Genomic DNA, 25,667 nt, shown 5'->3' with positions numbered 1-25,667 from the left:
CCGGCTTCGGTAGCTGCCGGTCGGGGCTGAAGCCCCTCCTACAGGGCACCCGGCCGGCAGGCGCGCGGCCTGTGTAGGAGCGGCTTCAGCCGCGACGAGCGGAGTGGCGGAGTCGGCCGACGTCCTAGGCCGTCGGGGCTGAAGCGCATGCCTGCAGTGCAGATGGCCGGCTTGGCGATCCACCCTTGTGGGAGCGACTTCCGTCGCGACGAGCGGAACCGGCAAGCCGAGCGGCGCGCTGCCGGCCTCGCCTCAGGTCTCCGCCTTGCTCAGCTTCAGCGCCTCTTCCAGCAGCAGGAACAGGCGCCGCACCTCGGCGCTCATCAGCGCGAAGCGGGCGTCCAGTTCGGCGCGCACGCCGTCCTGGTCGGCGTTCTCCAACTGGTCCAGGGCGCCGTCGAGGAACTTCAGCTTGCGGATCACCAGGTCGTCGCCGAGCACGAAGGAAACGTGGTCGTCCAGGATCAGCGCCAGCTTGGTGACCTGCTTGCCGGCTTCCAGGTGCTTGTCGATCTCGTCGCAGCGCAGTTCCTGGTGCTGGCACTTGACCACCGCGCCGCCTTCGATCGGATCCTTCATCTCGCATTCCTCGCCCAGGCTCAGGCCTTCGGGCAGGGGCTCGCCGGCGATCCAGCCGGTCAGGATCGAGCGCGGCGCCACTTCCGCATTCAGCGGCAGCGCCGGGAAGCTGCCCAGCGCGCCGCGGATCTCGGACATGACGTTCTCGCCGGTCTTGCGGCTGGAGGTGTCCACCGCGACATAGCCGTGCTGCAGGTCGAGCATCGCGTCGGTGCGCGAGGACTTGACGAAGGCGCGCGGCAGCAATTCGTGGATCAGGTCGTCCTTGAGCCGCTTGCGCGCCTTGCCGCCGGGCCGACGGCCTTCTTTCTCCTCGATCTCGGCGACCTTGCGCTCGAGCAGGTCGTTGACCACCGAGCCGGGCAGGATCTTGTCCTCGCCGCCGACGGTCAGCCACAGGAACTCGGCGATGCGGTGCGACAGCACTTCGTGCTCGTCGCGGCCGAACGGGGAGATGAAGCCGCGCGAGCTCATTTCCAGCGGGCCGACCGGCTTGAGCTGCACCTCCGGCAGGAGCTTGTCGATCTCGGAGAAGTCGAGGGTGGTGGGGAAGCGGAACAGGGTCAGGTTGCGAAAGAACATCGAGCATCCAGCAGAAGGAAACGGAACGGCCCGGCGCCGTGCGCAGGGTGGGCGGCGGGCATTGTCGCATCGCTCCCGCCCGGATACCGCAACGCGCGGTTCAGCGGCGCGCGCGCACCGCCGGCGGCGGCCTCATGCGTCGTCGTCGTCGAGCGGCCAGCCCATGGCTGGCGGGGCATCGGCAGCGCCGAGCGTGCGGAAATCGAACAGCGCCGGGTCGGCCAGCTGCGACGGCTGCACGTTGCCCATGGCGCGCGCGATCTGCTCGACGCGGCCGGGATGCTCGCGGTCCCACTGCTGCAGCATCAGCCCGACCTGGCGCCGCTGCAGGGTCTCCTGGCTGCCGCACAGCGTGCACGGGATCAGCGGGAAGCCGCGCGCCTGCGCGTACTCGGCGATGTCGGCCTCCCGCACGTAGGCCAGCGGCCGGATCACCACGTGGCGGCCGTCGTCGCTGCGCAGCTTCGGCGCCATCGCCGCGAGCCTGGCGTGGAAGAACAGGTTCATGAAGAAGGTGGCGACGAGGTCGTCGCGGTGGTGGCCCAGCGCGATCTTGCTGATGCCGTTTTCGGCGGCATACCGGTACAGCGCGCCGCGGCGCAGCCGCGAGCACAGCGAACACAGGGTCTTGCCCTCGGGCACCACGCGGCTGACCACCGAGTAGGTGTCCTGCTCGATCACGTGCCAGGCCACGCCGAGCGTGCGCAGGTAGTCGGGCAACACCTCGGCGGGGAAGCCGGGTTGCTTCTGGTCCAGGTTCACCGCCACCAGCTCGAACGGCACCGGCGCCTTGCGCTGCAGCTGCAGCAGGATGTCCAGCAGGGTGTAGCTGTCCTTGCCGCCGGACAGGCACACCATCACCTTGTCGCCGGCTTCGATCATGCCGAAATCGGCGATCGCCTGGCCCACCTGCCGGCACAGGCGCTTGCCCAGCGCCGAGGGCGTGCGCCGGTCGCGCGGGGCGGGATCGGCGAGGTGGTGCGGCAGCGGCAGCGGCGTAGGGGTCATCGGCGCGCATTGTAGTCGGCGCGACCGAAAGCGCGTTGCGCGCGACGGATGCGCTACCCGCGCGCGATCGCGACGCGGCGCACATTGCTGCCGGCGTGTCCCACTGTGCTGGCGCGTACGCTGCGCGCGCGGATGGCGCAGCGCAGCAAGCGTTTCGCCGATGGGCTGGGTAAAGTCCGCCTGTCCCCCGGCTTGCGAACCGCATCTGATGGCCCCGTCGGCTTCCCTCCGCAGCGAAGCTTTTTTTAGCGCGGTTTCTGGTAGCGCTACCATAACCTCGCGTATGGCGCGGCGCGCCAGGCGCGCAGGCGACCGGATGCGGCGCCTGCATGCCGCCCGGGACTGCGCCTGCAGCATCCGCGCGACAGGTGCACGGGCCGGCCATGGCGATCGCGCCGTGCGCACGTCCGGGCCGGCGCTGCCCCATCCATGCGCGCCCGGGTCCATCCCGTTGCCCGCCGCCGCCGTCGCGGCCGAACCCACGTCTGCTTGTTCCTCCCACTCGACAGGATTCCACTTCCCATGAGCAACTCCGTCTACATCGGCGCCAAGGAATACTTCCCGGGCATCGGCCGCATTCCGTTCGAAGGCAAGGCCTCGGACAACCCGCTCGCCTTCAAGGTCTACGACGCGAACAAGCGCATCGGCGACAAGACCATGGCCGAGCACCTGCGCTTCGCGGTGGCGTACTGGCACAGCTTCTGCGGCAACGGCGCCGATCCGTTCGGCCCGGGCACGCGCGCCTATCCGTGGGACGCCGGCAGCGACGCGCTGGGCCGCGCCGAGGCCAAGGCCGATGCGGCGTTCGAGTTCTTCACCAAGCTCGGCGTGCCGTACTACTGCTTCCACGATATCGACCTGGCGCCGGACGCGGACGAGGTCGGCCAGTACGAGAAGAACCTCAAGCACATGGTCGGCATCGCCAAGCAGCGCCAGGCCGACACCGGCATCAAGCTGCTGTGGGGCACCGCCAACCTGTTCTCGCATCCGCGCTACATGAACGGCGCCTCGACCAACCCGGACTTCGACGTGGTCGCGCGCGCGGCGGTGCAGGTCAAGGCGGCGCTGGAGGCCACGGTCGAGCTGGGTGGGGAGAACTACGTGTTCTGGGGCGGCCGCGAAGGCTATGCCAGCCTGCACAACACGCAGATGAAGCGCGAGCAGGACAACATGGCGCGCTTTCTGACCATCGCCCGCGACTACGGCCGCAGCATCGGCTTCACCGGCAATTTCCTGATCGAGCCCAAGCCGATGGAGCCGATGAAGCACCAGTACGACTTCGACAGCGCCACGGTGATCGGCTTCCTGCGCCAGCACGGCCTGGACAAAGATTTCAAGCTCAACATCGAGGCCAACCACGCCACGCTGTCGGGCCACAGCTTCGAGCATGACCTGCAGGTGGCCAGCGACGCCGGCTTGCTCGGCAGCATCGACGCCAACCGCGGCAACCCGCAGAACGGCTGGGACACCGACCAGTTCCCAACCGACCTGTACGACACGGTCGGGGCGATGCTGGTGGTGCTGCGGCAGGGCGGGCTGGCGCCGGGCGGGCTGAACTTCGACGCCAAGGTGCGGCGCGAGTCGTCCGATCCGCAGGACCTGTTCCTGGCCCACATCGGCGGCATGGACGCGTTCGCGCGCGGGCTGGAAGTGGCGCATGCGCTGCTGACGGCCTCGCCGCTGGAGCAGTGGCGCGCCGAGCGCTACAGCAGCTTCGACAGCGGCGCCGGCGCGGCGTTCGCGGCCGGCAGCAGCACGCTGGCGGACCTGGCGGCGCACGCGGCCAAGGCCGGCGCGCCCAAGCAGGTCAGCGGCCGCCAGGAAGCCTACGAGAACCTGATCAACCAGTACCTGATCCGCTGATGCGGACCCTGCCGCCCGCCGCCGCGTCAGCGCCGTTCGGTGCGCGCGGCGGCCGGTGCGGCCACCGAATCGCGCTTGACCAGCTGATGAGCGAGCACATGATCGATCTTCGTCCGGGCCGTGCGTTCCTTGCTGCGGATGCTGCGCAACAGGATGTCGATCGCCGCATCGGCCATCGCCGCGATCGGCTGGCGGATGGTGGTCAGTTCCGGCCACACGGTGGTCGCGGCGGAGGTGTCGTCGAAGCCGACCACCGACAGGTCGCGCGGCACGTCCAGGCCGCGCCGGTGCGCGACCGAGATCGCCGCGGCGGCCATGTCGTCGTTGCTGGCGATGATGGCGCTGGGCCGATGGCGGCGCGACAGCAGTTTCTCGGCGGCGTCCAGGCCGGAGCGGTAGGTGTAGTCGCCTGGCTGCAGCAGGTGCCGGTCCAGGCGCAGCCCGGCTTCGGCCAGCGCCGCCTGGAACCCTTCGAAGCGGCGCGCGCTGGCCGACAGGTTGGAGCGGCCGGCGATGTAGCCGATGCGGGTGTGGCCCTGCGCGATCAGGTAGGCGGTGATGTCCTTGCTGGCGTTGAATTCGTCGATGCGCACGCAGGCGACCTGGTCGCTGAAGCGGTCGGAGGCGATCGCCACCACCGGCACCTTGGCGCGCACCAGCTCGCGGATCGCCGCATCCGATTCGCACAGCGGCGGCGGCAGGATCACCCCGGCGACACCGCTCTTGGCCAGCTTGCGCGCGGCCTTGCGTTCGGCTTCCGGGCCGAGGTCGTCCCAGTAGTCCATCACCACCTGGATCGAGGTGCGCGAGGCCGCGCGCAGCACCCCGACCAGCAGCTCGCCGAGGTAGGCGCCGCTGGGATTGCTGTAGATCAGCGCGACCCGCGTGCTCTGCGCGGCGGCCAGCGCACTGGCCGCCAGGTTCGGCGTGTAGCCGAGCGTGTCGACCGCGCGCATGACCTGCTCGCGGGTACTGTCGCGCACGTTGCCCTGGCCGTTGATCACCCGCGACACGGTCATCGGCGAGACCTTGGCCAGTGCGGCCACCTCGTCGATGGTCACGGCGAGGCTCTTGCGGCGAACCGATTTCCTGACCTTCTCCAAGATGCGCCTCTTCGTTGGCTTGCGGGCGTGGCTCGCGACCGGGGACGTGCTGCGCAAGCCGCGTGTGCGGCGGCGCCGCGACACGGTGTGGATCCCGATACGAGTGACGCCTGCATGGTACCGGGAAGCCGGGTGGGCGGCGACCGCCGGCGTGCGCCGGCGCCGTGCCGGCGGGGGCGCGCATGAGCGGCCACGCGCGGTTGCGCGCGCTGCAGCGTCGGCGTCCGTTGCGCGGCGGCTGGCTGCGCAGCGCTTGCCTGTGGCTGGCGTTTTTATTGCCGATCGCCGTGGCCCAGGCCGAGGACGGCTACGATCTATGGTTGCGCTACCAGCCGCTGGCCGAGGCGCAGGCCGCGCCGTGGCGCGCGGCCGCCACCCAACTGGTGGCCGGCGCCGAAACACCGATGCAGCAGGCCGCGCGCGACGAGTTGCGTCGGGGCCTGGGCGGCCTGCTCGGCGCCGAGCCGCCGCTGGCGGCCAGCGCGGACCGTGCCGGCGCGATCGTGCTCGGCACCCCGGCCACGCCGGCGATCGCGCGGCTGCGGCTGGACACGCGCGGCCTGGGCGAGGAGGGCTACCTGATCCGCAGCGTGGTGGTCGAGGGGCGCCCGGTCACCGCGATCGTCGGCGGTGGCGAGCGCGGCGCCCTGTATGCAGCGTTCCGCTTCCTGCGTCTGCTGCAGACCGGCCAGGCGCCGGCGCCGCTGGCGCTGCGCGATGCGCCACGGGTGAAGCTGCGCGTGCTCGATCACTGGGACAACCTGGACGGGGTGGTCGAACGCGGCTATGCCGGCGCCTCGCTCTGGGATTGGCAGAAACTGCCCGATTACATCGACCCGCGTTACACCGACTACGCGCGCGCCAACGCCTCTATCGGCATCAACGGCGCGGTGCTGAACAACGTCAATGCCAAGGCGGTGAGCCTGACCCCGGCGTACCTGGACAAGACCGCGGCGCTGGCCGCGGCGCTGCGCCCGTACGGCATCCGCGTGTACCTGAGCGCGCGCTTCAGCGCGCCGATCGAGATCGGCGGACTGCGCACTGCCGATCCGCTGGATCCGGCGGTGCAGCGCTGGTGGCGGGCCAAGGCGGACGAGATCTACGCACGCATTCCCGATTTCGGCGGCTTCCTGGTCAAGGCCAATTCCGAAGGCCAGCCCGGACCGCAGGATTACGGGCGCAGCCATGCCGACGGCGCCAACATGCTCGCCGACGCGCTGGCGCCGCACGGCGGGGTGGTGATGTGGCGGGCCTTCGTCTATTCGCACGAGCAGCCGGACGACCGCGCCAAACAGGCCTACAGCGAGTTCGTGCCGCTGGACGGGAAATTCCGCGACAACGTGGTGGTGCAGGTCAAGAACGGCGCCATCGACTTCCAGCCGCGCGAGCCGTTCCATCCGCTGTTCGGGGCGATGCCGAAGACGCCGCTGATGCTGGAGTTCCAGATCACCAAGGAGTACCTGGGTTTCGCCACCCACCTGGTCTACCTGGGTACGCTGTACCAGGAAACCCTGCAATCCGACACCCGGCGCGGCAAGCGCGCGACGGTGGCGCGGGTGGTGGAGGGCGCCGTGGATGGGCACGCGCTCAGCGGCATCGCCGGGGTCGCCAACATCGGCGCGGACCGCAACTGGTGCGGCTCGATCTTCGACCAGGCCAACTGGTACGCGTTCGGGCGGCTGGCCTGGGATCCGCAGGGCGATGCGCAGGCCATCGCCGAGGATTGGGTGCGGATGACGTTCGGCAACGATCCGGCGCTGGTCGCACCGGTGGTCGGCATGATGATGGCCTCGCACCAGGCGGCGGTCGACTACATGACCCCGCTCGGCCTGCATCACCTGATGGGCCGCGGCCACCACTACGGCCCGGCGCCGTGGGACGCGGGCAGCGCGCGGCCGGACTGGGACCCGGTGTACTACCACCGCGCCGACCGCAACGGCATCGGCTTCGACCGCAGCGCGACCGGCAGCAACGCGGTGGCGCAGTACGCGCCGCCGCTGGCGCGCCGCTTCGGCGACGTGCGCACGGTGCCGGAGGACTACCTGCTGTGGTTCCACCACGTGCCGTGGGACCACCGCATGGCCTCGGGCCAGCCGCTGTGGAACGCGCTGCTCGGCCGCTACGACCACGGCGTGGCCGAGGTGGCACGGATGCGTGCGACCTGGGCCGGGCTGGCGCCGTACGTGGATGCGCAACGTTATCGCCAGGTCGCCGATTTCCTGGCGATCCAGCAGCACGAGGCGCAGTGGTGGCGCGATGCCAGCATCGCCTACTGGCAACAGGTGTCGGGCCGTGCGTTGCCGCCGGGCACCGCGCCGCCGCCGCATCCGCTGGCGTATTACCAATCGTTGTCGTTTCCGTACGCACCGGGAAATCCGAAATGACGCCGCACCGTTTCGCTGTCCACATCGCCCGCCGCCTGCTGCTGGCGGCGCTGTGCGTACCCGCGTTCGCGCATGCCGACGACGCGCCGCTGTTGAATGCCCTGTTCCAGGACCACGCGGTGCTGCAGCGCGATGCGCCGATCCGCGTCTGGGGGCAGGCCGCGGCCGGCGAGACGGTGACCGTGCAGTTGGCGCAGCAGCGCGTGCAGGCGCGCGCCGACCGCCAGGGCCGCTGGCAGGCGCAGCTGGCGCCGTTGCCGGCCGGCGGGCCGTACGTCTTGCAGGCCAGCACCGCGCGCGGCCGCGTGCAGCGCGCCGACAACGTGCTGCTCGGCGACGTGTGGCTGTGTTCGGGCCAGTCGAACATGGAGCTGCCGGTGCAGCGCACGCTGGATACGCGCAGCGAGATCGCCGATGCGCAGCAGCCGGCGATCCGCATGTTCAAGGTGCCGGCGCAGTCCAGCCCGACCCCGCAGGCGCAGTTCGGCGGCGCGACCGCGTGGCAGCCGACCACGCCGGAGACGGTGGGCGCGTTCTCCGCGGCCTGCTATTACTTCGCCCGCGAACTGCGCAAGACCGTGGACGTGCCGATGGGGCTGATCAACGCCTCCTGGGGCGGTTCGCAGATGCAGGCATGGATCGGCGATGCGGCCCTGCGCAAGGTGGACGGCAACGCGCCGGCGCTGGATGTGCTGGCGCGCTACGCCATCGATCCGCAGCAGGCGGCGCCGCGCTGGGGCACGTTGTGGGAAACGTGGTGGCGCGCGCACGGCAGCGGCGCGCCGTGGCAGCCGGACGATGCAGGCGGCGACTGGCGCGACGCGCCTGCGGCGCTGGGCGCCTGGGACGACTGGGGCGTACCGCAGCTGGTCAATTTCAACGGCATGGTCTGGTACCGCAGCACGGTCACGCTGAGCGCCGAGCAAGCGAAACAGCAGGCGACGCTGGCGTTGGGGCCGGTGGACGAACTCGACCAGACCTGGGTCAACGGCCAGGCGGTGGGCAGCAGCTACGGCGCCGACCAGCCGCGCAGCTACCGCTTGCCGCGCGGCGTGCTGCATGCGGGCAAGAACACCGTGGTGGTCAACGTGTACAACAGCTACCGCCGCGGCGGCCTGCTCGGCGATGCGCAGGCGCAGCAGCTGCAACTGGGTGACGGCAGCCGGGTGGCGCTGGCCGGATGGCAGTACCGCATCGTGCCGCCGCAGCTGGGCACGCCGCCGCGCGCACCGTGGTCCTCGGCCGCGGGCCTGACCACGCTGTACAACGGCATGATCGCGCCGCTGGGCCGGGTCGGCCTGCGCGGCGTGCTGTGGTACCAGGGCGAATCCAACACCGGCGACGCCGCCGGCTATCCGGCATTGCTCGACGCCTGGCAGCGCGATTGGCGGCAGCGCTTCGGCGTGCAATTGCCGCTGCTGGTGGTGCAGCTGGCCAATTACGGCGCGCCGCCCACCCAGCCGGGCGACAGCGGCTGGGCGCAGCTGCGCGAGGCGCAACGGCGCTTCGTCGCCGCTGATCCGCATGCCGGCCTGGCGGTGGCGATCGACATCGGCGATCGCTACGACATCCATCCGGCCAACAAGCAGGAACTCGGCCGGCGCCTGGCGCGCGCGGCGCGGCACGTGGCCTATGGCGAGGCGTTGGCGCCGTCCGGGCCGGTGCCGCATGCGCTGCGTCGCGATGGCGCGGCGCTGGTCGTCGATTTCGACGACGTCGATGGCGCGTTGCAGGCCTATAGCGCGGACGCACCGATCGGTTTCGAACTGTGCGGCGCGGCATCCGCCAGCTGCCGCTACGCGCGAGCCGAACTGCACGGCCGCAGCGTGCGCCTGCCGGTGCCCGCCGGCACCGCGCCCACCCGCGTGCGCTACTGCTGGGCCGACAGCCCGGTGTGCACCCTGTTCGATCGCGCCGGGCTGCCGGCCGGTCCGTTCGAGCTTTCCCTCCCGTCCGCGGCCCGTGCGGCCGCGGCTTCTTCCCCGTGAGCGATCCGCGATGACCCAGACTTCCGATAGCGCTTCTTCCGCCCAAGGCTCGGCCCGCGATCGCGAGATCGTCGAGGCGCGGGTCATCGTCACCTGCCCGGGGCGCAATTTCGTCACCCTCAAGATCGTCACCCGTTCCGGCGTGTACGGCCTGGGCGATGCCACCCTCAACGGCCGCGAACTGGCGGTGGCGTCCTACCTGCAGGACCACGTGGTGCCGAACCTGATCGGCCGCGACGCCGGCCGCATCGAGGACATCTGGCAGTTCTTCTACCGCGGCGCGTACTGGCGGCGCGGGCCGGTGACGATGACCGCGATCGCCGCGGTGGACGTGGCGTTGTGGGACATCCTCGGCAAGATGGCCGGCATGCCGCTGTACCAGCTGCTGGGCGGGCGCTCGCGCGAAGGTGCGCTGGTCTACGGCCACGCCAACGGCCGCGACATCGTCGAGACCAGCGAGGAGGTCGCCCGTTTCCGCGAACTCGGCTTCATCGCCATCCGCGCGCAATGCGGCGTGCCCGGGATCAAGAAGACCTACGGCATCTCCAGCGGCGGCAAGCCCTACGAACCGGCCGAGAGCGAACTGCCGACCGAGACCGTGTGGTCCACGCCGCGCTATCTCAGCGTGGTGCCGAAGCTGTTCGAACAGCTGCGCGCCGACCATGGCGACGAGATCGAACTGCTGCACGACGCGCACCACCGCCTGACCCCGATCGAGGCGGCGCGGCTGGCGCGCGACCTGGAGCCGTACCGATTGTTCTGGCTGGAAGACGCCACGCCTGCGGAAAACCAGCGCGCGTTCGAGACCATCCGCCAGCATTCGGTGACGCCGCTGGCGGTGGGCGAGGTGTTCAATTCGATCTGGGACTGCAAGCACCTGATTGAGCAGCAGCTGATCGACTACATCCGCACCACCATCGTGCACGCCGGCGGCATCACCCACGTGCGCCGGCTGGCCGACTTCGCCGCGCTGCACCAGGTGCGCACCGGCTTCCATGGCGCCACGGATCTCTCGCCGGTGTGCATGGGTGCCGCGCTGCACTTCGACACCTGGGTGCCGAACTTCGGCATCCAGGAATATATGTTCCATTCCGACGAGGCCAATGCGGTGTTCCCGCACGACTACACCTTCCACGCCGGCCGCCTGCATTGCGGCGAAACGCCCGGGCATGGCGTGGACATCGACGAAACCCTGGCTGCACGTTATCCGTACGCGCCCAAGCAGCTGCCGGTGGCGCGGCTGGAAGACGGCGCGATGTGGGACTGGTGAGGCGCATGCGCTGGGGACGCGCACTGGTTGGGGCACTGCTGTGTGTCGTGGCGATGCAGGCTGCGTCGGCGCAGCGCGGGCGGGCCGCCGACATCGCCGAATTCGATTGGTTCGAGTACCGCGGCGACGACGCGGTGTTCGCCACGCCGCTGCCGCCCGGCCATTACCGCAATCCGGTGCTGGCCGGCTTCTATCCCGATCCCAGTGTCGTCCGCGCCGGCGACCGCTACTACCTGGTCAATTCCACCTTCGCCTATTTCCCGGCGCTCCCGGTGTTCGAGAGCCGCGATCTGGTGCACTGGCGGCAGGTCGGCAACGTCGTCGAGCGCGCCGGGCAACTGGACTACGACGGGCTGCGCGTGTCGCGCGGCATGTTCGCCGCCAGCATCGCGCACCATGACGGCCGCTTCTACGTGGTCGGCACTGCGGTGGACAGCGGCGGCAACTTCATCGCCACGGCGGACGACCCGGCCGGGCCGTGGTCGCCGCTGCACTGGTTGCCGGACATCGACGGCATCGACCCGTCGCTGTTCTTCGACGACGACGGCAGCGCCTACCTGCTCAACAACGGCCCGCCCGACGGCGCGCCGCTGTACGAAGGCCACCGCGCGATCTGGATGCAGCGCTTCGACCTGGCGCGAATGCAGCCGGTCGGCCCGCGCCAGGTGCTGGTCAACGGCGGCACCGATCTGGCCAGCAAGCCGATCTGGATCGAGGGCCCGCACCTGTACAAGCGCGACGGCTGGTACGTGCTGTCCTGCGCCGAAGGCGGCACCGGCCCGCAGCACTCGCAGGTGGCGCTGCGCAGCCGCACGCCGTGGGGGCCGTACGTGCCGGCGCCGCACAATCCGATCCTGACCCAGCGCGACCTGCCCGCCGAGCGCGCTGACCCGATCAGCAACGCCGGCCATGCCGACCTGGTCGAAGGCCCCGATGGCAAGTGGTGGGCGCTGTTCCTGGCCAGCCGCCCGTACGCGGGCGAGCGCTACAACACCGGCCGCGAGACCTTCCTGCTGCCGGTCACCTGGCACGACGGCTGGCCGTCGATCCTGCCCGCCGGGCAGCCGATTCCCTATGTCGCGCCGGGGCCGGCCGGGCTGCGCGCCGATGCCGAGACCGCGCCGCTGAGCGGCAACTTCACCTGGCGCGACGGCTTCGATGCGCCGCAGCGCGATCCCCGCTGGCTGCTGTTGCGCACGCCCAAGCGCGAATGGCTCGACCTGCGCGCGCGCCCGGGCTGGCTGACGCTGCAACCCGATGCGCAAGGCCTGGACGGCAGCGGCAATCCCGCGTTCCTGGGCTACCGGCAGCAGCACACGCGCTTCGACGCCAGCACCGCCGTGCAGATACCGGCGCAGCCGGGCCTGGTCGCCGGCCTGGCCGCGTTCCAGAATGCCGATGCCTGGTACGTGCTCGGCGTGCGCCGCCGCGGCGCACGCGCCGAAGTGTTCCTCGACAAGCGCGACGGCAAGCGCACCACCACCGTCGTGCGCAGTACGGTCGATGCCAAGGGCGCGCTGCGCCTGAAGATCGCCGGCGATGGCGGCCGCTATGCCTTCGCCTTCGCCGCCGATGGCGAGGACTGGCAGTGGCTGCGCCGCGACGACGATGCGGCGATGCTCAGTACGGCCGTGGCCGGCGGTTTCACCGGCACCACCCTCGGGCCGTACGCCCGCCGCGAACCGGATCGATCCAGCAAGGAGTAGGCAATGCACACCGAGACTGCGCCGTACCAAGGACGTGGCCGCCGCGTCGCGACGCTGGCGTTGCTGTTGGCCATCGCGCCGTGCGCGGCATCCGCGGCCGAAGCGCCGCCGCCGTACCTGGACACCCAGCGCAGCTTCGAGCAGCGCGCCGCCGACCTGGTGTCGCGGATGACGCTGGAGGAAAAGGCCGCACAGATGCAGAACGCCGCGCCGGCGATCCCGCGCCTGGGCGTGCCGGCCTACGACTGGTGGAACGAGGCGCTGCACGGCGTGGCCCGCGCCGGCGGCGCCACCGTGTTCCCGCAGGCGATCGGCATGGCGGCCACGTTCGATGTGCCGCTGATGCACGACGTCTCCACCGCGATCAGCGACGAGGCGCGCGCCAAGCACCACGAGGCCCTGCGCCACGACCAGCACGCGCGCTACCAGGGCCTGACGTTCTGGTCGCCGAACATCAACATCTTCCGCGACCCGCGCTGGGGCCGCGGCCAGGAAACGTACGGCGAGGATCCGTTCCTCACCGCGCGCATGGGCGTGACCTTCGTGCAGGGGTTGCAGGGCGAGGGCGCGGATGTGCCGAAGAACGCGCAGGGCGAGGCCTATCGCAAGCTCGACGCCACCGCCAAGCACTTCGCCGTGCACAGCGGCCCGGAGGCCGACCGTCACCACTTCGACGCGCACCCGTCGCAGCGCGATCTCTACGAGACCTACCTGCCGGCGTTCGAAGCGCTGGTCAAGGAAGGGAAGGTGGATTCGGTGATGGGCGCCTACAACCGCGTGTTCGGCGAATCGGCCAGCGCCAGCAAGTTCCTGCTGCGCGACGTGCTGCGCGACACCTGGGGCTTCGACGGCTACGTGGTGTCCGACTGCTGGGCGATCGTGGATATCTGGAAGAACCACAAGATCGTCGCCACCCGCGAGGAAGCCGCCGCGCTGGCGGTGAAGCACGGCACCGAACTGGAATGCGGCGAGGAGTACTCCACGCTGCCGGCCGCGGTGCGCAAGGGCCTGATCAGCGAAGCCGAGGTCGACAAGGCCTTGCAGAAGCTGATGTATTCGCGCATGCGCCTGGGCATGTTCGATCCGCCGGAAAAACTGGCTTGGGCGCAGATTCCCATCTCGGCCAACCAGTCGCCCGAACACGACGCGCTCGCCCGGCGCACCGCGCGCGAGTCGCTGGTGCTGCTGAAGAACGACGGCGTGCTGCCGTTGTCGCGCGCGAAGATCAAGCGCATCGCCGTGATCGGCCCCACCGCCGACGACACCATGGCGCTGCTCGGCAACTACTACGGCACCCCGGCCGCGCCGGTCACCGTGCTGCAGGGCATCCGCGAGGCCGCGCCCGATGCCGAAGTGCTCTATGCGCGCGGCGCCGATCTGGTCGAAGGCCGCGACGATCCCGCCGCCACGCCGCTGATCGAACCGCAGTACCTGCGTCCGTCGGCGGACTCGCCCGAGCGCGGCCTGCGCGGCGAATATTTCCGCAACCGCGACCTGTCGGGCCCCCCGGCGCTGGTGCGCACCGATGCGCAGATCGGGTTCAAATGGGACCGCGGCTCGCCCACCGACAACCTGCTCGCACGCGGCGAAGCCGGGCCGGACCAGGCCATTCCGGCGGACAACTTCAGTATCCGCTGGAGCGGAAAGCTGGTGCCGTCGGCCACCGGCACCTACCACCTGGAAACCGCGGCCGACGACGGCGTGCGCCTGTATCTGGACGGCAAGCGCCTGATCGACCGCTGGAGCGCCAGCGACCGCCTGCACGCCGACGGCGTCGACGTGCGCCTGGAAGCCGGACGCAGCTACGACCTGCGCCTGGAGTATTTCGAAGGCGAGCGCGATGCCGGCATCCGCCTGGCCTGGCGCCAGCCCGGCGCCAAGCCGCCGCTGCAGGACGCGCTGGACGCGGCGCGCCGCGCCGATGTGGTGGTGTTCGTCGGCGGCCTGACCGGCGACGTGGAAGGCGAGGAGATGAAGGTCAACTATCCCGGCTTCGCCGGCGGCGACCGCACCGACCTGCGCCTGCCCAAGCCGCAGCGCGACCTGCTCGAAGCGCTGCAGGGCACCGGCAAACCGGTGGTGGCGGTGCTGACCACCGGCTCGGCGCTGGCCATCGACTGGGCGCAGCAGCACGTGCCGGCGATCCTGCTGGCCTGGTACCCCGGCCAGCGCGGCGGCAGCGCCGTGGCCGACGTGCTGTTCGGCGACGCCAACCCCGGCGGTCGCCTGCCGGTCACGTTCTACAAGGAAAGCGAGAAGCTGCCCGCCTTCGACGACTACGCCATGCGCGGCCGCACCTACCGCTACTTCGCCGGCACCGCGCTGTACCCGTTCGGGCACGGCCTGTCGTACACCCAGTTCGCCTATTCCGACCTGCGCCTGGACCGCAGCAAGCTGGCGGCCGACGGCAGCCTGCACGCCACGCTGAAGGTGAAGAACACCGGCCAGCGCGCCGGCGACGAAGTGGTGCAGCTGTACCTGCACCCGCTGTCGCCGAAGCGCGACCGCGCGACCAAGGAACTGCGCGGCTTCCAGCGCATCGCCCTGCAACCCGGCGAAACCCGCGAAGTAAGTTTCGCCATCTCCCCGCAGACCGACCTGCGCAGCTACGACGAAGCGCGCAAGGCCTACGTGGTGGACCCGGGCGACTACGAACTGCAGGTCGGCGCCTCCAGCAGCGACGTGCGCGTGCGCCAGCGCTTCAGCGTGCAGCCGTCACCCGTGGCGGATGCAACGCCGCACAAGTGACCGCGATCGGTGGTGCGAGCAGCCAACGCTCGCACCACCGAAAGAGCGGGCGCGGACGACCGAGATCAGCCCCACGCACGTCACCAACCATGCACCGCCCCCCGCGATCACCCGCCGGCCCCCACGATCCCCTGTAGGAGCGGCTTCAGCCGCGACCGCCTTACCGACCAACCACCAGCCCGCCTCAACTCCCCTGTAGGAGCGGCTTCAGCCGCGACCGCCTCGCCGACCAACCACCAGCCCGCCTCAACTCTCCTGTAGGAGCGGCTTCAGCCGCGACCGCCTCACCGACCAACCACCAGCTCGCCTCAACTCCCCTGTAGGAGCGGCTTCAGCCGCGACCGCCTCACCGACCAACCACCAGCGCGCCTCAGCTCCACTGTGGGAGGGACTTCAGTCCCGACAGCCTTACCGACCAAGCCTCAGACCAAACTCCTCCCCATGGAAATCCCGTGACCGAACCACGCCTCACCGCCGCCAAGCTCCCCAACCTGCCGCCAGCCATCGCGCGCCCAACCTACGCCTTGGACCGCGTCCGCATCGGCATCGTCCACCTCGGCGCCGGCGCCTTCCATCGCGCCCACCAGGCCGTCTACCTCGACGACCTGCTCGCCGACGAACCGGACTGGGCGATCAGCGCCGTCTCCCTGCACAGCCCGCAGGTCCGCGACGCACTGCGCCCGCAGGACGGCCTCTACACCCTCGCCCTGCTCGACGAACCCCCCGCGCTGCGCATCATCGGCGCCATCCGCGAAGTGCTCTGCGCACAGGACGAACAACCCGCCGTGCTCGTCCGCCTGGCCGACCCGGCGGTGCGCCTGGTCACCCTCACCGTCACCGAGAAAGGCTACTGCCTGGCCGGCGAACAGCTCGACTTCGCCCATCCGGACATCGTCCACGACCTCGCCGCTCCGCACGCCCCGCGCAGCGCCATCGGCTACCTCGTCGCCGGCCTGCGCGAACGCCTGCGCCTGGGCCTGGCGCCGTACACCGTGCTCAGCTGCGACAACCTGCCCGACAACGGCGGCAAGCTGCGCCGCGCCGTGCTGCAGTTCGCGCACACCATCGACCCCGCGCTGGCCGCCTGGATCGAGACCGAAGCCGCATTCCCGCGATCGATGGTCGACAGCATCACCCCGGCCAGCGACGACGCCCTGCGCGAGCGCGTCGCCGCGCAACTGGGTTGCCACGACGCCTGGCCGATCCAGCGCGAGCGCTACAGCCAATGGGTGATCGAAAACCGCTTCTGCAACGGCCGCCCCGCCTTCGAGCGTGCCGGCGTCACCCTGAGCGACGACATCGCCGGCTACGACCGCGCCAAGCTGCGCCTGCTCAACGGCCCGCACTCCGCGCTGGCCTACCTCGGCTCCCTGCTCGACCTGGACACCGTCGCCGACGCCATGCGCCACCCGCAACTGGCCGCCTTCGTCGAAACCCTGATGCGCGAGGACATCGCGTCGACGCTACAGCCGATGCCCGGCTTCGACCCGCAGCACTACACCGGCGCCATCCTCGCCCGCTTCCGCAACCCCGCCATCGCCCACCGCCTGGCGCAGATCGCCTGGGACGGCTCACAGAAACTGCCGGTGCGCCTGCTCGGCACCATCGCCGATGCCCTGGCCGCCGGCCGCCGCATCGACCGGCTCTGCTTGCCGATCGCAGCGTGGATGCAGTTCGTGCGGCGGCAGGCGCGCGAGAGCGTGGCCCTGGTGGATCCAATGAGCGACGTGCTGACCGGGATCGGGCGCGGCGCGACCGGCGATGCGGGGCACGACGTGAACGCCTTCCTGGCACTGGACGCGGTCTTCTCGCCGTTGTCTGAAGATGCGCGTTTCACTCAGGCGCTGCGCGACACTTATGCCACGCTGGGCGGATGCGGCACGGAGGACGTCGAGCGGTCGCTGTCGGCGATCTAGACACGCAGACACCACATCGAGTGGAGCTGTGTAGCGCCGTATCGGTTACGCTGCGCTCCGGCCCGGGCGTCAGGGGCAGGAGGCGTTTGCCGTCCACCGCTGGATCCGCCTGATTCAAGAAAAGACGCTCAATCTTGCCGCTTTCCAGAGCGGCTTCAGCCAGGACTAGCTGCCGTGGATGGATTCTCCTTCACGTCCACGCTCTTCGAGATCGAGCGTGGCGAAGATGCCCAGCTCAATCCTGGCCGGTATGGTCGGCAGCTTGCACTGTGGCTGGAAGCGCGGTTTGCGCAGCTTGGCTATGCGTCAGAAATCGTCGAAGAGGACTGGGGCTACTGCGTGATGCTGTCGCGCGATCCGCTCCTGTTGTGGATCGGATGCGGAAACATGGATGAGGCCGACATCGACGCATCAAAGGACGCCATCGTTTGGCGCTGCTTCGCCGTGGCGGAAGCAAGCCTGCTGCAGAAGCTCTTTCGCAGGCCGCAAACGCGTGGCGCATTGCAGAAGCTGCAGGCCGAATTGCATGCCGTACTCGACGAAGAGCCGGAAATTGCGCTCATCGAGTTGCAGGCATGAGAACGGACGACGTCGTCATCGAGGCGGTGAAGCTCGCATTCCAGCAAGTACCCAAGCCGCCGCACTTCACGCGCCGCGACCACTGCGAAGAATGCGCGGAACACGACAACGTGCTGCAGAGCCATGACCGAGAGACGCTCGGTCTCGAGCAACTCGCCAATCCAGGCTGGGATCCGCTTTGCTTTTGCTCTGCCGAAGGCAAGGCGTACTACATGCCCACGCTGGTCAGCTGTGCGCTGAGACAGGAGCCTGAGGGTGTTTCGCCTTACTGGCAGCAGTTGCTGTTCCACCTCGAAGGAGATGGCCCGGACAACGCGCTTGTCGCCTGGTGTTCAACGGCACAACGCCAGGCCATTGCCATATTTCTCGAACACCTCATCGAAAGCCGAGCAGATGCCATCGAACGCTATGGCGCCCCAGACGACATCCTAAAAGTTCATGGTTATTGGACAACGGCGAGCGAACCAGGGTTGCGCTGATTCCAAGCGTTGCGCCAGTGCGTCGATGCACACTCGCTGTTGGTTGAGCAATGCGGTATCTGCGCAAGCCGGGTCTCATGCACAATCTTGATCGCCTATTTCGTCCCCGCAAGCCACCCGGACAGTCATGGAACACGCCTGGATAGATCCAACCTGGCCCAACGCACTGCGCTGGTTTCTTGCGCAGGACCTGACCAGCTTCACCCCCTGGCACTTCATCACCGAAGCGTCGGACCTGGCGTTCGCGTCGCGCGCATTCAGCCGCGAGGATGTGAGCGGTGGCGACGTCTTCACCTTCGCCAGGCGCCAGGACCGCGAAGACTTCGCCGGGTTGCTGGTGGTCGATGGCCGCATCAGCGACACCGTCGTCTGCTTTCATCCCGTGTTCGCCGAGAGTTCCACGCCATCGCCGCGCACCTGGAACATCGTCGTCGCCAGCTTCGAGGACGTCTTCGCGTTCGTGGCGGGACAGGTGATCCCGGACATGAAGGAATGGGCGCTTGCGGAGGATGCCGCGGAGTTGTGAGCAAGACCCGGCGCTTCTCGGTGTTACCGTAGTTCCAGCCGCCAGCAGGCTTCCAGCGCAGGAGACCCCGATGTTCAAGAACCTCATTCCGAAGATCTTCTACGACCGCCTGCAGGACGGACTCGACTTCTTCGTCGACGGCCTGGGCTTTGCCATCCAGTACCAGGACGGCACGATGGCGGTCGTCGCACGCGACGGCGCCAAGGCCTATCTGGTCGAGAACCCCGAGTGGGCGGCGAAGGACCGTCCGGAACTCAGCATCGACACCGACGATGTCGATGCGATCTTCGCGGAAATGTCCTCACGCGTGCCGCATCTGCTCCACCCGAATTGCAACACCGTCGCGCTCCGGCCCTGGGGCTCGCGCGAGTTCGCGATGCTGGACAAGAGCACCGTGTGCGTGAATTTCCGTGAGTGGCCTCCAGGGGAGTGAGCCAGGGCGAGCGGCATCACCCGGATCGTGTCCGCACGCGGTGCGTGCATCACTGCAGTTCGGCGTCCAATTTTCGAGTCCGCCCGCTACCGTAGCTCGGGCAGCGTCGCGATCACCTTGATCTCGAACTGGAATCCGTACAGTCAGGTGGCGCCGACGGCGGTGACCGTCGGGTATGGGTCGCTTCCCCTATCGGTGAAGGATCGCCAGCCGTGGCTCGCCAATCACCGATGCAGGGTGGGAGCTGTTCTCTTCCCAGGCTTCTGGCGTTCGCGGATACTCGCCGCAACGCCGCTTTCAGGCGCTTACATGACAGCTGGAGACCAAGAGAACGACATGGCGTCTCAGAGAGATACGCCCTTCTGCTCGCAAGCTTGCAAGGTGGCTGAACGCAACCGCTCTTTCCGCAGCTGTACGCTGTGCGGCGCAACCTGGAACGGTCAAGGCGGCGCTGCAAGCAAAAACTACTGCAACAGTGCATGGAAGATTTGCGTTGAATGCGCGACGTTTCAGCAGCGCTGTGTTGTCTGCGCCGAGAGGACGCCGGGGGTGGCACGGAGATGACGTTTCGATCCTGCTCCATCGCCATGTTGGTGCTGTCGGTGCTCGCGCCGGCCGCGTACGTCGCCTATTTTTCCTGGCGCTTCAGCCAGTGGGCCGAGACGCAGGACGGTGGCGTGTGCGGCATGCCCCTGCTCGGGGCCTGGGGGCTCGGGTTGTTGGCCATGTGCTTTCTTTCCTTGGTTGCCCTGGGTCTCGGGGTCGGGTCGTTTGTGCGTCTGCCTGCGCCTCGGCCGCGTCGCCGCCTCGCGGAGCTGCTGCTCTTGGCCTTGCCACTTCTCGTGGCTTCATCCGTCGTTGCCGTGGTCGTACTATGGAACTGACGTATTCGGGCGGAAGGTTTCGCAACCGCTCAACCCACACGCGAGGCCCTGGCAGCATGTTCATGTACGCGATTCTGGCATTCGCGGTGGTTGGCGGTATCACTGGCGGTGCAGCGGTACTGGTCGTGGCGTTCCTGCTTCCTCGCAAGTCGTGCCCGAAATGCAAGACGCTCCTGCCGAGGTTCCGCAAGCCAAGCAATACGCGCGAAGCGATGCTGGGGGGATGGCACTGCCCGGCGTGCGGCGCAAGTGTCGCGCGGGATGGCTCGCTCTTGTCCAGTGGTCCCGATGACGGGCTCGCCTGATACTGCGGGCGACATCGCTTCGTCGCATGGTTTAAAGCCTTGGCTGTCATCGCGTGCAACAGCGAAACCTCAGGAAACCTCAGGGTCAAGTTGGCTTCTTAAGTGAATCTGACCCTGTTACTTCGCGCGTCCGCCACCACGCATGAACCACACGTCGTCCCAGCCCCACACCCTGCGCCTCGTGCTAGGCGACCAGCTCAATCCCGACCACGCGTGGTTCGACGTGTGCGATTCCGGCGTGGTCTACGTGCTGATGGAAGTCCGCCAGGAAACCGACTACGTCCTGCACCACGCGCAGAAGATCCTGGCCCTCTTCGCTGCCATGCGCGATTTCGCCCGGCAGCTGCGCGCGGCCGGGCACCGCGTGCGCTATGTCGCCATCGATGACGTCAGCAACCGACAGTCCATCCCCGACAACCTGGCCGCGCTGATAGCGCACTACCGCGCGCAGCGTCTGGAGTACCAGGACCCAGACGAATGGCGGCTGGACGCGCAACTGCGGCAATGGTGCGCCGCGCAGCCGTTCGCCACCCAGGCGGTGGACAGCGCGCATTTCTACACCACGCGCACCGAGCTGGCCGAGCTGTTTGGCGGGCGCAAGCAGTGGCTGATGGAGCACTTCTACCGACGCATGCGCCAGCGCCATCACGTGCTGATCGACGCCACAGGCGCGCCCGAGGGCGGCCAGTGGAACTACGATCACGACAACCGCCGGCCCTGGCCCGGGACTCCGCCGCCGCCGCCGGATGCGCGCCCTACGCACGATCACAGCGCACTGTGGTCCACCATCCAGGCCGCCGGCGTGGCGAGCTTCGGCCAGCCACAGGCGGCCCAGCTTCGCTGGCCGCTCAACCGCGGCGAGGCGCTAGCCTGGCTCGATCACTTCATCGCCAGCGCGCTGCCGCAGTTCGGTCCCTACGAGGACGCGATGAGCACGCGCAGCCCGCGCCTGTTCCACTCGCAGCTGTCGTTCGCGCTCAATACCAAGATGCTGCGCCCGCAGGAAGTGGTGGAACGCGCGCAGGCCGCCTACGACGCCGGCGCCGCGCCGCTGGCGGCGGTGGAGGGTTTCATTCGGCAGATCCTGGGCTGGCGCGAGTACGTGCGCGGCATCTACTGGGCGCACATGCCTGGCTATGCCCAACGCAACGCGCTCGACCAGCACACGCCGCTGCCCGGCTGGTTCTGGACTGGCGACACGCGTATGCGTTGCCTAAGCCAAGCCATCGGCCAATCGCTGGACGAGGCCTACGCCCACCACATCCAACGGCTCATGGTCATCGGCAACTTCGCCCTGCTGGCCGGGCTGGACCCTGCCGCCGTGCACCGCTGGTACCTGGGCGTGTACATCGACGCCTTCGAGTGGGTGGAACTGCCCAACACCTTGGGCATGAGCCAGTTCGCCGACGGCGGCCTGCTGGCCACCAAGCCCTACGCCAGCAGCGCCGCCTACATCGACCGCATGAGCGACTACTGCCAGGGCTGCCACTACGACAAGAAGCAGAAAACCGGCGAACGGGCCTGTCCGTACAACGCACTGTACTGGGATTTCTTCGCTCGCCACCAGGCGACGCTTGGGCGGAACCCGCGGCTGGCGATGGTGTATCGGCAACTCGGCAAGATGGAGGACGTGCAGTTGCAGGCGCTGCGTGAGCACGCCGGGTGGGTGCGTGAGCAGTTGGAGACGCTTTAGCGGGTGAGAGAGTCGGCACGCTACTTAGGCACAGAAAGCGCTTCATTTGCCGTGGATCTATGTTTAATTGGTAGCTTGCGCCATGCGATGTGCGCCTGTGCTGTATCCATCGAAAGAGTGAGGAAGTTGCGGTCGAGCTAAAAAAGCTGGAGAAGGCAAGAAGGAGGAGTGTGCGCCTGAGGTTGGATATTTCCTCTGGCCACATTTTGTGACCTTCCTGCGGCCCGACGTTTGCATGCCTCAGGTCCGCCGCTTGAACACCGCCTTCAGTCCGAGCCACGCAAGGCCAATGACGCCAGCGAGCAGGCAAACGATATGAAGCTGATCGATGTCAACGACGCGAAACAACGGGTTGCCTGACACCAGTGGCCACAGAGGCACGATGTCCGAATGCATGATGCCGTCAAGCACGATATGGGAGTAAGTCCCGACGAACGCGCCCGACACTGCGGCAGTCCATGTGAGTGGCGGGTGGGGAATCCTGAGAAGTTTCAACACAGCTGAGCTGACGGGCTTGCCAGTGGCCGCCGCTAGACTGCCGATGACCATGGCGCCGAACAGTGTGTGTGTAACGCCGTGGAGGATCGGCTTGTTTTGCAGGATTCCAATCAGAGGCTCGATGTCCATGAGGACTTGCGAGCCGCCAAACACCATGAAGCTGAAATGGCGCCCTCCCGCGGCCTTGAAAGCCAGTCCTGGACCGAGATGTATGGGTGTGAAGGGCATTCGGTCGCGGACTAAGATGTGAGGTAAAACCGTATGTCGGGCTCGTGATCTCGGAAGGACTGTCTCATGATCTCGTCTCTGTGGTGAAGTCGCCTGCCTGCCGCTGACGTGCCATCGAAAGAATCGACGAGCATTGCGTGTCCGAGCCACTGCAAAGGCCGGCTCCATCGATTGCGCATGCCGATATTGCACGTGCGGCTGGGACCCGCCGATGTCGCTCGAGCGGGCCGACGTGTACTGTCATCCGCTTTCACAATACGAGGGTCAGGTTGACTTCTTAAGTGAACCTGACCCCGATATTTCGATATTTCGCCCAGGCACTTGTTTGTCACACCAGGCCTCTCCGTGCACGTCCAGTTTACCCGCCGCAATTGCCTGCTCAATCTCATATAGCGGCAGGCGAACCGGCCCCTCAGGGGTGAAGAACTCAAACCAGCGAACTTCATTGTCGTCAGCGAGAATTCTTGCGACCGCTTTGGGACGGCTAGGAATGAATTCGCCGTTTGGGCCTCCCGCGAGGATTTCCATTTGAAACCCTCCACCAGTGCATGAGGTGAACTGCAAATAGGTCTTCTCGAAGATTGCAGGAGAGCTGGACATGAGGCCTAACGCCTGAATTAAGCCGACCCACGAAGCGGGTTCGGCTTGAATGAATTGTTAGGCGATCCAGCGACTATGCGCCGCATAGTCTCGGATACCTCAAGTATCAACTTGTGATGCGGACGACTACTGTTTGCTGCCCGTTTGCGTACAGAGCGAATCGAGTACGGAGTGCGACGAAACACCGGCTTACGGCCGTTGAAATAGAGCTGGAATAGCTGGTCGTGAAGCTGAAGTAGGAAGGATGTGAGAAGCCAGAGCTCATCTATTGTTCCGCGCTGGAAAAGATCCCGCACCGCATTTGCTTCGTGCTTCTCACGGTGAGCGAAGTACTTGTGGCGGGCAGGTTTTATCATTCGGTCGTAGATCGCTCGGCGGCGATCGACCATTTTTCGAAGCCGCTTCACATCATCATGAGTTGGGTAATAGGCCTCTGCTAAATAGCTATCGAGCCATGCTGGGTTCTCGCCCTTTGGATCTTTGCGAGCACGAAGGCCATTCTCCTGAAAGTCCTGGATGTTCTTTTGCATAGAGTCCAGTAAAGCATCAAGAGAATAGTTTGATTTGATATCGAATACTCGGCCCAGTGCCATAAAGCTTGCAACCTGAGTTGCGTACGCCCAAAGATTCCATAAACGAGGGGTCTCGTTCATAGCTGCGAAGACCTCATCAGAGTCCAGAGCGGCCTGATTTACGGCGAAATCTCCGTAAACTAGCTGCGCAACTACCTCGGACTCTTGCCTAAAGCTCTCTAGCTGGTTTGAGAAATCGCGATGGCTCATGGATACCTAACGCCTGAGTTAAGCCGCGCCGCCAAGCGGCATCGGCTTGAATGAACTGTTAGAGGGCGCGTGCATTGAGGTCAAAGCTCCAGCCGCATTTGCTACAGCACACGGTGTTCTCGTTGTAGAGAGTGATCATCGACTCTTCTGAACTGAAGATCTGCGTATCGCACGATGGACAAGGTAGCTCCTCGCTAAGCAAGGCCGATCTCATGTCCCTGAGTGCATCCGTACCCAAATGCTTGTGTGGGCCAGAATCGATCCAGTAGGCAAAGCCAATAGCGTTTCGGATCTGGGTCAAGTCAATGCCTTCTTGTCGCTTTGCAAAAGTCTTCAAGAGAGCTTCAACGACCTCGACCGTATGTAGTAGCAGAAGCGGAAGATAGGAGTAAAGTCCATCCCACTGTGAGTAATGAGCTTGGTCGTTCGAGAACACAAAATTGAAGTTTGCAGGCTCCGTCTCTAACGCTTTAAAGCTGGTAACTAGGTGGTTGGCCTTTTGAAACAGATCCTCAAAGCCCGCATTAAATCTCTTGTTGTAACGAAGGTCATATATCATCTCTGGATCCAACCAGTGGCCCATTGATGTCTTCTCGACAGCAAGCCGAATGACCTCCTTCTTTCGAACGTCGCTCAGTAGCTTGATGGATTTTGCGGACGGCTTTTCGTCTTCGAAAGCAGAAAGCATATCGTCCGGGTCTGCGAGTAGCCATTCCAGGTAAAACAAGTTTTCCTTTAGTGGCTTACGGAGTAGCGCAAATGAGACAGTGAGCTTTCCTTTCGCGGAGCACCGCAAAGACTCATACAGAAAGTGAAGCATGTCAGCGAGAAGCGCTGCCGTAATCTGTCGGTAGTACATGTCCAAGATTACCGATCTGTGGCCGTTATCGCTGAGCCACTCAAACAGTGCTTCGCCTTTAAGGTCCGCAGGAACCTCCCGGTCGCTGACAAGCTCTGCGTCAAAGATCTTTGCTTCTTCACCTGCCTTTAGCGCAGCGACTAACTGATCATGCAGAAAGAAGCAGAAGTTGTGACTGAAGTGGAACTCCTGTGGCAAATGTCCGTAGTCCACGTTCAGCGCCCTCTAACTACTATCGACGACAGTCTGGGTTGTAACAAAGGTGTCTATCCCCGCACTCGTTAGGCCAACTTGCCGTAGCAGCCCTGTCACACCGATAGATTTCTCTGCAACAGGTGAGTAATCCCTGTGCCTAATCACGGTGTTCTTCCCTTGGATACAGTTAATGTGACGCTATCAGCATAATTCGACGGTCGCAAGCGGTCTTCCCATCTGTCCCGTAGACACCTTATTCGTTGTCGCAAGGGTCTCTTTTCCAGCAAGCTTTTTGAAAGGATGGATGTACACCTGTTGACAGGATCTAATGTCAAGTCGGATGATCCGAGTGCTGCGGTAAATCCCGCAGCCGAGTTTGACAGCTCGAACGACCGAGGCGCACAGCGCCCATCGTCGATGCCGGCGCTTTTTTGTGTCTGCATGGCAATGGGAACGTGC

Annotated in this window: 21 protein-coding genes; 14 read left to right on the top strand and 7 right to left on the bottom strand. The window is 66.7% G+C overall.

Annotation, left to right across the window (positions count from 1 at the left end; genetic code table 11):
• Window positions 1-252 precede the first annotated feature (252 nt).
• Both AB8810_RS23695 and ttcA read right to left on the bottom strand, forming a co-directional pair.
• A complete protein-coding gene (locus AB8810_RS23695; protein ID WP_179570177.1) occupies window positions 253-1,161 on the bottom strand; it encodes a recombination-associated protein RdgC in 909 nt (302 codons plus the stop codon).
• Window positions 1,162-1,293: 132 nt separating this feature from the next.
• On the bottom strand, window positions 1,294-2,169 hold the full coding sequence (ttcA, locus tag AB8810_RS23690; protein ID WP_179570175.1) for a tRNA 2-thiocytidine(32) synthetase TtcA: 876 nt from the start codon (window positions 2,167-2,169) through the stop codon (window positions 1,294-1,296).
• A gap of 522 nt (window positions 2,170-2,691) precedes the next feature.
• Between ttcA and xylA the strand changes: the two genes are divergently transcribed.
• Complete coding sequence (gene xylA / locus AB8810_RS23685) at window positions 2,692-4,032, top strand: xylose isomerase (protein ID WP_369915103.1); 1,341 nt, start codon at window positions 2,692-2,694, stop codon at window positions 4,030-4,032.
• Between the two features lie 26 nt (window positions 4,033-4,058).
• Here xylA and AB8810_RS23680 read toward each other — a convergent pair whose 3' ends face one another.
• Window positions 4,059-5,135 carry a LacI family DNA-binding transcriptional regulator gene (locus AB8810_RS23680; RefSeq protein WP_191826135.1) on the bottom strand — a complete coding sequence of 359 codons (1,077 nt, stop codon included), beginning with the start codon at window positions 5,133-5,135 and terminating at the stop codon, window positions 4,059-4,061.
• A 209-nt stretch (window positions 5,136-5,344) separates the two neighbouring features.
• Between AB8810_RS23680 and AB8810_RS23675 the strand changes: the two genes are divergently transcribed.
• The 13 genes from AB8810_RS23675 to AB8810_RS23615 all read left to right on the top strand — a co-directional run bounded on the left by AB8810_RS23675 (window position 5,345) and on the right by AB8810_RS23615 (window position 22,046).
• The gene (locus tag AB8810_RS23675; RefSeq protein ID WP_369916715.1) at window positions 5,345-7,519 is read left to right on the top strand and encodes an alpha-glucuronidase family glycosyl hydrolase; all 2,175 of its coding nucleotides are present in this window, start codon (window positions 5,345-5,347) and stop codon (window positions 7,517-7,519) included.
• Window positions 7,516-9,507 carry a sialate O-acetylesterase gene (locus AB8810_RS23670; RefSeq protein WP_369915102.1) on the top strand — a complete coding sequence of 664 codons (1,992 nt, stop codon included), beginning with the start codon at window positions 7,516-7,518 and terminating at the stop codon, window positions 9,505-9,507. Before AB8810_RS23675 ends, AB8810_RS23670 begins: the two co-directional genes overlap by 4 nt.
• Window positions 9,508-9,517: 10 nt before the next feature.
• Window positions 9,518-10,777, top strand: coding sequence for a D-mannonate dehydratase ManD (gene manD / locus AB8810_RS23665; protein WP_369915101.1), 1,260 nt, complete (start codon window positions 9,518-9,520; stop codon window positions 10,775-10,777).
• A 5-nt stretch (window positions 10,778-10,782) separates the two neighbouring features.
• Entirely contained in the window at window positions 10,783-12,483 is a 1,701-nt protein-coding gene (locus AB8810_RS23660; RefSeq protein ID WP_369915100.1) for a glycoside hydrolase family 43 protein, read from the top strand.
• 3 nt (window positions 12,484-12,486) lie between these two features.
• Window positions 12,487-15,231, top strand: a complete 2,745-nt coding sequence (locus AB8810_RS23655; RefSeq protein ID WP_369915099.1) for a glycoside hydrolase family 3 C-terminal domain-containing protein — start codon at window positions 12,487-12,489, stop codon at window positions 15,229-15,231.
• A gap of 452 nt (window positions 15,232-15,683) precedes the next feature.
• A complete protein-coding gene (locus AB8810_RS23650) occupies window positions 15,684-17,147 on the top strand; it encodes a mannitol dehydrogenase family protein (protein ID WP_369915098.1) in 1,464 nt (487 codons plus the stop codon).
• A gap of 174 nt (window positions 17,148-17,321) precedes the next feature.
• Window positions 17,322-17,726, top strand: a complete 405-nt coding sequence (locus AB8810_RS23645; protein ID WP_369915097.1) for a hypothetical protein — start codon at window positions 17,322-17,324, stop codon at window positions 17,724-17,726.
• Window positions 17,723-18,205, top strand: coding sequence for a hypothetical protein (locus AB8810_RS23640; RefSeq protein ID WP_369915096.1), 483 nt, complete (start codon window positions 17,723-17,725; stop codon window positions 18,203-18,205). Before AB8810_RS23645 ends, AB8810_RS23640 begins: the two co-directional genes overlap by 4 nt.
• 127 nt (window positions 18,206-18,332) lie before the next feature.
• Complete coding sequence (locus AB8810_RS23635; RefSeq protein WP_369915094.1) at window positions 18,333-18,731, top strand: hypothetical protein; 399 nt, start codon at window positions 18,333-18,335, stop codon at window positions 18,729-18,731.
• Between the two features lie 70 nt (window positions 18,732-18,801).
• Window positions 18,802-19,164 carry a hypothetical protein gene (locus tag AB8810_RS23630; RefSeq protein WP_369915093.1) on the top strand — a complete coding sequence of 121 codons (363 nt, stop codon included), beginning with the start codon at window positions 18,802-18,804 and terminating at the stop codon, window positions 19,162-19,164.
• Window positions 19,165-19,724: 560 nt separating this feature from the next.
• Window positions 19,725-20,048 (top strand): hypothetical protein, encoded by a 324-nt coding sequence (locus AB8810_RS23625; RefSeq protein WP_369915092.1) that lies wholly within the window; start codon window positions 19,725-19,727, stop codon window positions 20,046-20,048.
• Between the two features lie 62 nt (window positions 20,049-20,110).
• Entirely contained in the window at window positions 20,111-20,353 is a 243-nt protein-coding gene (locus AB8810_RS23620) for a hypothetical protein (protein WP_369915091.1), read from the top strand.
• A 142-nt stretch (window positions 20,354-20,495) separates the two neighbouring features.
• Window positions 20,496-22,046: a cryptochrome/photolyase family protein gene (locus tag AB8810_RS23615; protein ID WP_369915090.1), complete on the top strand. Its 1,551-nt coding sequence runs from the start codon at window positions 20,496-20,498 to the stop codon at window positions 22,044-22,046.
• A gap of 240 nt (window positions 22,047-22,286) precedes the next feature.
• Here the strand turns inward: AB8810_RS23615 and AB8810_RS23610 are convergent, their stop codons facing one another.
• From AB8810_RS23610 to AB8810_RS23595, 4 genes are all read right to left on the bottom strand, one after another.
• Complete coding sequence (locus AB8810_RS23610) at window positions 22,287-22,673, bottom strand: metal-dependent hydrolase (protein ID WP_369915088.1); 387 nt, start codon at window positions 22,671-22,673, stop codon at window positions 22,287-22,289.
• Between the two features lie 363 nt (window positions 22,674-23,036).
• Window positions 23,037-23,372: a hypothetical protein gene (locus AB8810_RS23605; RefSeq protein ID WP_369915087.1), complete on the bottom strand. Its 336-nt coding sequence runs from the start codon at window positions 23,370-23,372 to the stop codon at window positions 23,037-23,039.
• Window positions 23,373-23,389: 17 nt separating this feature from the next.
• Window positions 23,390-24,154, bottom strand: a complete 765-nt coding sequence (locus AB8810_RS23600) for a hypothetical protein (RefSeq protein WP_369915086.1) — start codon at window positions 24,152-24,154, stop codon at window positions 23,390-23,392.
• Between the two features lie 58 nt (window positions 24,155-24,212).
• Window positions 24,213-25,226 (bottom strand): hypothetical protein, encoded by a 1,014-nt coding sequence (locus AB8810_RS23595; protein WP_369915085.1) that lies wholly within the window; start codon window positions 25,224-25,226, stop codon window positions 24,213-24,215.
• Between the last annotated feature and the right edge of the window lie 441 nt (window positions 25,227-25,667).

Origin of the sequence: Xanthomonas sp. NCPPB 3005 (assembly GCF_041228095.2) — a bacterium.
In the GTDB taxonomy this organism is placed as follows: domain Bacteria; phylum Pseudomonadota; class Gammaproteobacteria; order Xanthomonadales; family Xanthomonadaceae; genus Xanthomonas_A; species Xanthomonas_A bonasiae.
Note: the sequence above shows the minus strand (reverse complement) of the source record. Positions and strands in the feature narration are given on the sequence as shown.

Bases quoted from the DNA above. Each gene is read 5' to 3' on its own strand.
- AB8810_RS23695 (WP_179570177.1), bottom strand. From the start codon at position 1,161: ATGTTCTTTCGCAACCTGACCCTGTTCCGCTTCCCCACCACCCTCGAC.
- ttcA (WP_179570175.1), bottom strand. From the start codon at position 2,169: ATGACCCCTACGCCGCTGCCGCTGCCGCACCACCTCGCCGATCCCGCC.
- xylA (WP_369915103.1), top strand. From the start codon at position 2,692: ATGAGCAACTCCGTCTACATCGGCGCCAAGGAATACTTCCCGGGCATC.
- AB8810_RS23670 (WP_369915102.1), top strand. From the start codon at position 7,516: ATGACGCCGCACCGTTTCGCTGTCCACATCGCCCGCCGCCTGCTGCTG.
- manD (WP_369915101.1), top strand. From the start codon at position 9,518: ATGACCCAGACTTCCGATAGCGCTTCTTCCGCCCAAGGCTCGGCCCGC.
- AB8810_RS23660 (WP_369915100.1), top strand. From the start codon at position 10,783: ATGCGCTGGGGACGCGCACTGGTTGGGGCACTGCTGTGTGTCGTGGCG.
- AB8810_RS23655 (WP_369915099.1), top strand. From the start codon at position 12,487: ATGCACACCGAGACTGCGCCGTACCAAGGACGTGGCCGCCGCGTCGCG.
- AB8810_RS23640 (WP_369915096.1), top strand. From the start codon at position 17,723: ATGAGAACGGACGACGTCGTCATCGAGGCGGTGAAGCTCGCATTCCAG.
- AB8810_RS23635 (WP_369915094.1), top strand. From the start codon at position 18,333: ATGGAACACGCCTGGATAGATCCAACCTGGCCCAACGCACTGCGCTGG.
- AB8810_RS23630 (WP_369915093.1), top strand. From the start codon at position 18,802: ATGTTCAAGAACCTCATTCCGAAGATCTTCTACGACCGCCTGCAGGAC.
- AB8810_RS23625 (WP_369915092.1), top strand. From the start codon at position 19,725: ATGACGTTTCGATCCTGCTCCATCGCCATGTTGGTGCTGTCGGTGCTC.
- AB8810_RS23620 (WP_369915091.1), top strand. From the start codon at position 20,111: ATGTACGCGATTCTGGCATTCGCGGTGGTTGGCGGTATCACTGGCGGT.
- AB8810_RS23615 (WP_369915090.1), top strand. From the start codon at position 20,496: ATGAACCACACGTCGTCCCAGCCCCACACCCTGCGCCTCGTGCTAGGC.
- AB8810_RS23610 (WP_369915088.1), bottom strand. From the start codon at position 22,673: ATGGACATCGAGCCTCTGATTGGAATCCTGCAAAACAAGCCGATCCTC.
- AB8810_RS23605 (WP_369915087.1), bottom strand. From the start codon at position 23,372: ATGTCCAGCTCTCCTGCAATCTTCGAGAAGACCTATTTGCAGTTCACC.
- AB8810_RS23600 (WP_369915086.1), bottom strand. From the start codon at position 24,154: ATGAGCCATCGCGATTTCTCAAACCAGCTAGAGAGCTTTAGGCAAGAG.